We start from the raw sequence: 8316 nt of genomic DNA, 5'->3' as shown, positions 1-8316 counted from the left end.
TTTGATCACAGGTTATTTTCCGAATGCTTCGCCCCTACTTCGCCCCTACTTCGCCCCTACTTCGCCCCTACTTCGCCCCTACGACTCCTGAATTTTTACACTTTGACTTTTGAATTGCAATTATCCTTTAACACCGCTACCTGTATCTGTGGGGACAATAAACCTTTGTAAAAAGAGAAATAACAGCAAAACTGGAGCAATTGAAATTACAGATCCAGCTGCTACTAATCGCCAATCTAAAGAAAATGTACCTGCTAATTTAGCCACTCCCAAGGGTAAAGTATATAAACTCTCATCTTGGATAACAATTAACGGCCATAAAAAGTCACTCCAAGCACCAATAAATACAAAAATAGCCAGAGTTATTAGTGCTGGTTGAATAGCGGGTAACATCACAAACCACCATAATCCTAACTCAGAACTACCATCCATGCGGGCGGCTTCTTCTATTTCTTTAGGCACTCCCATAAAAGCTTGTCTTAATAAAAAAATGCCAAAAGCAGAAGCTAAACTGGGAAAAATCATTCCTAAATAACTATTTGTTAACCCTAACTGCACTGTCAAAATATATAAGGGAATCATGACTATTTGAAAGGGAATCATAATTGTAGAAACAATCGCAATAAAAATTCCATTCCGTCCTAAAAATGATAATCTGGCTAAAGGATAAGCGGCTAAAGAACAAAACATTAAATTCAAAATTACAGTCAATACAGACACCAAAATACTATTATATAAATATTGCCCAAAAGGTAAAGATTGCCAAACACGAGAGAAATTATTTAAAGTCGGTTGAATGGGTAATAACTGGGGTGGAGACTGTAAAAGATTTTCGGTGGGTGATTTTAAGGCTGTACTAATGAGCCATAATAAGGGAAACAGGGTGAGGAGTGCGATCGCTGTCAATAATCCGTATATGATGAAGATTTGTCGGTTTGATTTTTGGATGTTCATATTTTTGTCTCACTCAAAGACGCAAAGTAATAAGAATTAAGTACCTGGGCAAAATTAATTTAACATTTTTGGAACAAACAAAAATACCTGTATTCCTTATCTGTTACCTGTTACCTGTTACCTGTTACCTGTTACCTGTTACCTGTTACCTGTTACCTGTTACCTGTTACCTGTTCCCTCTCCCAAATATAAAATTTATTTTGCACGACTACTTATCTGTTATGCTGCTTTTGATATTGATTAAACTAACCGCAAAGTACGCAAAGTACACAAAGGAAGAAAAGAAGTCTTCTTTCGGGTTGAAGGTAGGAGTTCAGTTTTTGGACTAAGCATATGAAGAATACCCTAAATATTGTACTTTTTCTGGTAATATGTTTGACGGTAGTAAGTGTAAGTTATTTGGGACAAGCAACTATGATATCACCACCACAACTATTAACAGATCCATTTTTACAACTACCAACAGAAAATTCTGTGCGTGTAGTTTGGTTTACTGAGTTTGCCGGTGATAAACATTTGGTTGTTTACGGTGATAAATTTGATAGAAATTCAATTGCAAAAACTACTAAACTTAGTCGTGTTCGGGAAGATCAAGAGTCAAGAGTAGCAGTTCAAAAGGCAAATGGGCAAGTTTATGAACAACCTGTAAAAAGAGATATTTGGCGACATGAAGCTGAAGTTACTGGTTTAACTCCTAATCTACGAGTTCCCTATTTTGTCACCAGTATACGAGAAGATGGGAAAAAGGTTAATAGTGAGGTTTTTACTCTTGCATCTACTCCAAAACCCGGTACACCGTTAAAAGTTCTCCTCACATCTGATCATCAATTAAAACCAATGACAGCAGCAAATTTACAAAAAGTTGTGGAAACTGTGGGGAGAGTTGACGGTGTATGGTTTGCTGGAGATTTAATTAATGTTCCAGATCGTGCTTCTGAATGGTTTGATGATAATCGCGGAAATGCTTTATTTCCAGGTTTACAAGGTCGTGGTAATTATACAATGGAATCTCATGATGGTGTCAAGGTTACTTACACTGGTGGGAAAATTATTCAAAATGCCCCTATATTTCCTTGTATTGGTAATCATGAAGTCATGGGAAGATATCAGAGAAAAAAGAGTTTAAATGATGAATTTAATGATACTGTTCCCCGTGAAGTAGCTGAAAATTTGTATGGTCAAAAATCTTTAATAGATAATTCTTTTAATACTATCACTTACGAGGAAATTTTTACTTTACCTGAAACTAAATCAGGAGGAAAAACCTATTACGCTGTGACTTTTGGTAATGTCCGTTTGGTGGTTTTGTATATTACTAATATGTGGCGACATCCTCAATTAAATTCAGAGAGAAAAGGTAGATATATAGAACCAGAAACAGATTTGAATAATCCTGAAAATTGGGGTTATGGACAGTTAATTTTTGAACCTAGTTTTAAAGGAAGTGATCAATATAATTGGTTGCAGGAAGAATTAAAAAGTCCTGAATTTCAACAGGCAAAATATAAGGTGGTTATGTTCCATCATCCTCCTCATACGTTGGGTGATAATATTGTTCCAGCTTACACTAATCCTTTACAGATTATTGAAAAAGATCAAACAGGAAATATTAAATCTGTAAATTACGAATATCCCAAAAATGCAGATTACATTATTCGTGATGTGATTCCTTTATTAGAAGCTGCTAAAGTGCAGTTAGTATTTTATGGACATTCCCATTTATGGAATAGGTTTGTTAGTTCTAGTGGAATGCACTTTTTAGAAACTTCTAATGTTGGTAATTCCTATGGTGCTGCTTGGGGTGAAAGAAAGCGATATATTCCTGTAAATTATTCAGAAGATAATTATACTAGAATTGGTGATCCTAATGGTTTAGAACCAGTTATACCAACGATTTCTCCATTATTAGGAGAAGATGGTCAACCTTTACCTTATATTGCTAGTAATGAGATTACAGTTTTCAGCATTTTCGACACGGGAACAGGTACTATTAGTAGTTATCGCTTTAATACCAAAAAACCTGATTCGCAAGTTGTAAAATTTGATCAATTTGTGATTGGTAATTGATAATAGTTGATAGTTGATAGTTGATAGTTGATAGGGAAACATCAAATTTATTACCCAGTCACCAGTCACCAGTCACCAGTCACTAGTCACCAATCACCAGTCACCAGTCACCAGTCACAAGTCACCAGTCACCTATATTAGATAAAATTTCTTGCGCTCTTTTGATATTATTACTTACAGAATTAGCCGAAGTTTGTAAAGCTGCTTTTTCTGTATCGTTGAGAGTCAATTCTAAAATACTCTCGACTCCACCACATCCTAAACGACAAGGAACACCAATCACTACATCATTTAAACCATATTCACCTTGTAAATAAGCTGCAACTGGTAATAAGCGAGACTGATTTAATAAAATGGATTCTATCATCAAAGAAGTGGCAGAAGCAGGAGCAAAAAACGCGCCGCCTGTGTGCATTAATTCCACAATTTCTGCGCCCCCGTTGCGGGTTCTTTGTACTAACTGTTCAATTTTTTCTGCATCTAATAATTCTGTAATCGGAATACCATTAACAGTAGCATAACGGGCTAAAGGAACCATTAAATCACCGTGACTTCCTAAAACCATTGCTTTGACATCCGCAGGTAAAACCCCTAATTCTAAAGCAATGAAAGTTTCAAATCTTGCTGAGTCTAAAACTCCAGCCATTCCCATGATTTGATTTCTGGGTAAACCTGTAACTTGCCAAGTTAAATAAGTCATCACATCTAAAGGATTTGTGACGACAATAAAAATAGCATGGGGAGAATGGGCGATCGCATTTTTTGCCGCTTCAACCACAATTTTGGCATTGATTTTTAGCAAATCATCCCTACTCATTCCCGGTTTACGAGGAAAACCAGCGGTAATGACAACAATATTAGAATTAGCCGTATCTGCATAATTATTAGTACCGCTAATTTGCCGATTATGTAATTCTAATCCCCTCGCTTCTAACAAATCTAAAGCTAAACCTTGGGGCATTCCTTCGACAATATCTAACAATACTACATCGGCCAAATTTTTCTCCGCGATGCGTTGGGCTAAAGTGCTACCAACTCTACCCGCACCCACAATAGTTACACGGGGAGATTTACAGGAAACAGGGGAAGAAAGTAAATCAGACATAAGAAATATTTTCTTGACAATTGCAATTCCTGACTAATAGTAGAGTAGATTAGTAAATATTGATATCCACTGAAGTGAGAAATTAAGTTAGAAATTTAATTGGAAACATCCCAATTTGGAAAAAAATCACCGCAGCAAAACCAAAAAATCTCTTAAATTCTCTTACCTTTGTGTCCTTTGCGCCCTTTGCGGTTCAATCATATCCAGTTCCTTGGATTATTTTATTTCCTTGGATAGAAATAAATTTACAAATTTGGGAAACTCCCAATTATTTAGTCATCTTTAGATGACTTCAGCTATTAGCAAGGAACTTAAGTTCCTTGCGGGAATTGTACACTAAAGCACAACCTTTGTTATGCAAACTCTTCCAATTGTTCTAATTTTAACCAAATATTGGGAGTTGGTACTTTTCCGAACTTCACCAAAGCGTAATCACCTTTAATATCTACTATTTCCCCTGGACTATCAAATAAATAGGAGGGAAAGCGAGTATCACTAGCTTTTGCTTCTACACTATTTTCCAACTTCTCGCGCACAGCACGAACCATATTTCCTTTTTTTACAGCCATGAGTTCCTCTGACGATTCATCAACGCTTTTACTAAAAATTTTATCTTGTGGGAAGATCAAAGGCAGATTTTCTTGAGTTAAAAAAGAGCAGAAACCCAGATACACGCAAGGTATCAAATACCTAAACAATACGGTTGACAATTGTCCATACTTCTCCATCAGAACGAACATGGGGAACTGAAATGGTTTTGAATCCGGTAATGAACGGTTTATAGTACACTTGCCAATACATGGGGCTAAGTTCATCAGCACAAGCTTTGAGTAGTTTAATTTCTTCTGCTAGTTCTTGTGCGAGTTCATTTACCCTTTGGGCGTGAATTTCGGCTACTTTTTTCGCTGCTTCTAATTCTTGTTGTTGTTGAGCAAGACGTTTAGAAAAAGTTAGTGAACCATTTAACTGAGCTTGTTTTTGTTGTTTTTGTTTTTCTAAAAAAGCGATCGCATTATCTATACCTTGAATTTCTGCCGCAATTTTGGGATTTTCCCTAGCTTGACGGCGATAAGCTTCAACTATTGCCAAATTTGTATTATTTTCACTAGATTCTATACTATTTTGAGTTAATGCAGCCCTTTCTCTTAGGAGAGCTTGAATTTGTGAGTTGAGTTCTTTGATTTCTACTTGAATTTTATCCATATATATATTATAATGATAAGCTAAGGTAAATTTTAGCCCAAAGTGCGATTTCTTACAAAACATTAATAAACCGAGTATTATATGTGTACGTTCGCAAATTAAATGTCGCTTTTCGCAACTCATGTCGCAATAGAATTTAATAGCTGAAACCTTTACTATGTAAGGAGTATAGCCTATTTATCTCTACCACAGACCAATTTGCCTATTTTGCATATTGTATGTCGCAAATCAAGGCAAAACTGAAATTTCATCTCATCCAGTGGCTTGCTAAATCACCCAACCTCACTATTAAATCTCAAATAAATAAGGCAGTAGCAGATACTCTTGGTGTTTATAATCGTCATTTGGAAGCTTAATTTGATAGATTGCGACAATTAAGCTGCTATATCCTGTGAATACAAATACTGCTGAAACCCGATAAATACTTCACTGATATTAGCAACGCTACCTAATTCTTTAATAGCATCATGAATAGTATGGTATTTCAACTCTAATAATTGGGGTAACTTAGATCGATCCAGTTCTTCTACTCCATCTTTAATATATTGATCCAAGACAAAATCAAGAAATTCTTGTTGTTTACCTACATATTTAGAGAAAATTAACGATTTATGAGCTAAAACCCTTTCCCGACGGCTAATAGGTACAGCAGCATAAGCAATATAAGCTAATACATCATATAAATCACTTTTTTCCGCATTAATTAAACGGCTAATTACTGTTAATTGTTCTGCATCATAACCTTTTTCTGATAATCCTTCTAACAGTGCTTTTCGAGTATCTGGACGACTCCAAATAGTTCTTAATTCATTTTCATTTTTAAACAATTCGGGAATTTCACCAAAAAGCCTTTCTATAAATTCTGCGGACGTTATGGGTTTACCGTCTACACTCCAAAAGCTGGTAGATATTTGATGTTGAATAGTTCTTTCCTTACCATCTCCTAATTTAACTTTAATTATTTTAGGTGTGGTATCTTCTGTTTTTTCGGTTCTTTCTTTTGTGGTATTCTTATCTGTATTTGGTGATAATTCCCGTGCTTTTCTGTTGGTAACTTTTACAGGTTCTTGGGGTTCACCATCCCATTCTGGATCGTTAAAATGTTCATAAGCTTTGACAAAATCATAAATAGTAAAATAATCCTTACCATCATATAACCGAGTACCACGACCGATAATTTGTTTAAATTCAATCATGGAATTAATAGGACGCATTAAAACTATATTCCGCACATTGCGAGCGTCAACTCCGGTAGAAAGTTTTTGAGAAGTTGTTAAAATAGTAGGAATATTTTTTTCATTATCTTGAAAATTCTTCAGGTGTTGTTCTCCTAATTTTCCATCATTAGCTGTCACTCTGTGGCAATAATTAGGATTATGACTAATCTTGATTTGATTGATTAAATTTCTTACCGCTAGGGCATGATCTTGGTTAGCACAAAATACTAGAGTTTTTTGATTTTGATCTATTTCCTCCATGAACAATTGCACTCGGTAGCGTTCCCGTTCTTCAATTTCAATAATGCGGTTAAAGTCTGTTTCTGTATAGGTTTTTTCATCATCTATCGCCCCTTCTATGACATCATCATCAGGACTGTAAATATATTCATCTAAACTAGTTTCTATTTCCCTGACTTTAAAGGGAGTTAAAAACCCATCATTAATACCATCTTTTAAAGCATAAGTATAAACTGGTTCGCCGAAATAAGCGTAAGTATCAGCATTATTTTTGCGTTTGGGTGTAGCAGTAAGTCCTAGTTGTACCGCAGGGGAAAAGTATTCTAAAATTCCTCGCCAGGTGCTTTCGTCACTTGCTCCCCCTCGGTGACATTCATCAATAATAATAAAGTCGAAAAAGTTGGGGGGATAGTCGTTAAATTTGGGGGTGGGTTTACCTTCTTCATCCTTTCCTGTCATGAAAGTTTGGAAAATTGTAAAAAAAATGCTGCCATTTTTGGGAACTCGACCCCGTTTTTTAATGGTTTCGGGATCTATGCGAACTAAAGCATCATCAGCAAAGGTAGAAAAGGCGTTAAAGGCTTGGTCTGCGAGAATATTACGATCTGCTAAAAATAGTATTCTAGGGCGGCGTGTGGTCACTGAGCGACTTGTACTGAGCGAAGTCGAAGTAAGTCGAAGTGTGGGGTTATAGTTCAAGTTCCATCGGCTTTGGAAGAGTTTCCAGGCCAGTTGGAAAGCGATAAAAGTTTTACCTGTACCAGTGGCCATGGTTAATAAAATTCGGTTTTGTCCTTGAGCGATCGCCTCTAATACATATTTGATGGCATTATGTTGATAGTATCGAGCCTCCCATGTACCGCTTTTATCTTCAAAGGGAATAGTTGCAAAGCGTTCACGAAGTATCGCTGAAAGAGAATCACGCCATTCTTGTTCTTGTTCCCTGAGCGGAGTCGAAGGGAAATCGCTGGTTTCGACTTCGCTGGTTTCGACTTCGCTGGTTTCGACTTCGCTGGTTTCGACTTCGCTGGTTTCGACTTCGCTCAACCGCCAGGTGGATTTCCATAGTTCATCGGGTGTGGGATATTTGTTGATATAACCTTCTTTTCCGGTGTGCATATCTACTTGGTAAATGCCCACACCATTGGTAGAATATGCAAAGCGAGTTTTTAATTTTTCGGCGTATTTTTTCGCCTGTGCTAGACCTTCTGTATCGGGTAAATCGCGTTTTTTAGCTTCAATAACTGCGAGTTTTTCACCACGATAAACTAATACATAATCAGCGATGTCTGCTTTAGCCCGTTTACCGTTGCCAATTAAACGACCAGGGGCGATGACTTCACGACGGATGCGGCTATTTTCAATTACTCCCCAACCAGCAGCAGTAAGGGCGGGGTCAATTAATTCGGCGCGAGTTTCGGCTTCGCTCAACTTAGAGGTTTCGGCTTCGTTCATGATGGCTCATATCCAAAATCTGACTTTCTATTAAAACCTATTTATACACGAATATAACCTCAGTAATAATAAATA

6 protein-coding genes are annotated in these 8316 nt (G+C 36.7%); 1 reads left to right on the top strand and 5 read right to left on the bottom strand.

Annotated elements, in window-relative coordinates:
• Nucleotides 1–120 precede the first annotated feature (120 nt).
• The gene (locus PN497_RS04510) at nucleotides 121–954 is read right to left on the bottom strand and encodes a carbohydrate ABC transporter permease (RefSeq protein ID WP_096572171.1); all 834 of its coding nucleotides are present in this window, start codon (nucleotides 952–954) and stop codon (nucleotides 121–123) included.
• A gap of 414 nt (nucleotides 955–1368) precedes the next feature.
• On the opposite strand from PN497_RS04510, the gene PN497_RS04505 reads away from it, so the two are divergent.
• The gene (locus PN497_RS04505; protein ID WP_096572170.1) at nucleotides 1369–3021 is read left to right on the top strand and encodes a metallophosphoesterase family protein; all 1653 of its coding nucleotides are present in this window, start codon (nucleotides 1369–1371) and stop codon (nucleotides 3019–3021) included.
• 121 nt (nucleotides 3022–3142) lie between these two features.
• Here PN497_RS04505 and mdh read toward each other — a convergent pair whose 3' ends face one another.
• The 4 genes from mdh to hsdR form a co-directional block, all read right to left on the bottom strand.
• Nucleotides 3143–4126, bottom strand: a complete 984-nt coding sequence (gene mdh / locus PN497_RS04500; protein ID WP_096572169.1) for a malate dehydrogenase — start codon at nucleotides 4124–4126, stop codon at nucleotides 3143–3145.
• 353 nt (nucleotides 4127–4479) lie between these two features.
• Entirely contained in the window at nucleotides 4480–4695 is a 216-nt protein-coding gene (gene ndhO / locus PN497_RS04495; protein ID WP_096572168.1) for an NAD(P)H-quinone oxidoreductase subunit O, read from the bottom strand.
• A gap of 121 nt (nucleotides 4696–4816) precedes the next feature.
• Entirely contained in the window at nucleotides 4817–5329 is a 513-nt protein-coding gene (locus tag PN497_RS04490) for a hypothetical protein (RefSeq protein ID WP_096572167.1), read from the bottom strand.
• A 374-nt stretch (nucleotides 5330–5703) separates the two neighbouring features.
• A complete protein-coding gene (gene hsdR, locus PN497_RS04485; RefSeq protein ID WP_096572873.1) occupies nucleotides 5704–8217 on the bottom strand; it encodes an EcoAI/FtnUII family type I restriction enzme subunit R in 2514 nt (837 codons plus the stop codon).
• Nucleotides 8218–8316 lie beyond the last annotated feature (99 nt).

It is taken from the genome of Sphaerospermopsis kisseleviana CS-549 (genome assembly GCF_028329225.1).
Taxonomy (GTDB): domain Bacteria; phylum Cyanobacteriota; class Cyanobacteriia; order Cyanobacteriales; family Nostocaceae; genus Sphaerospermopsis; species Sphaerospermopsis kisseleviana.
Note: the sequence above shows the minus strand (reverse complement) of the source record. Positions and strands in the feature narration are given on the sequence as shown.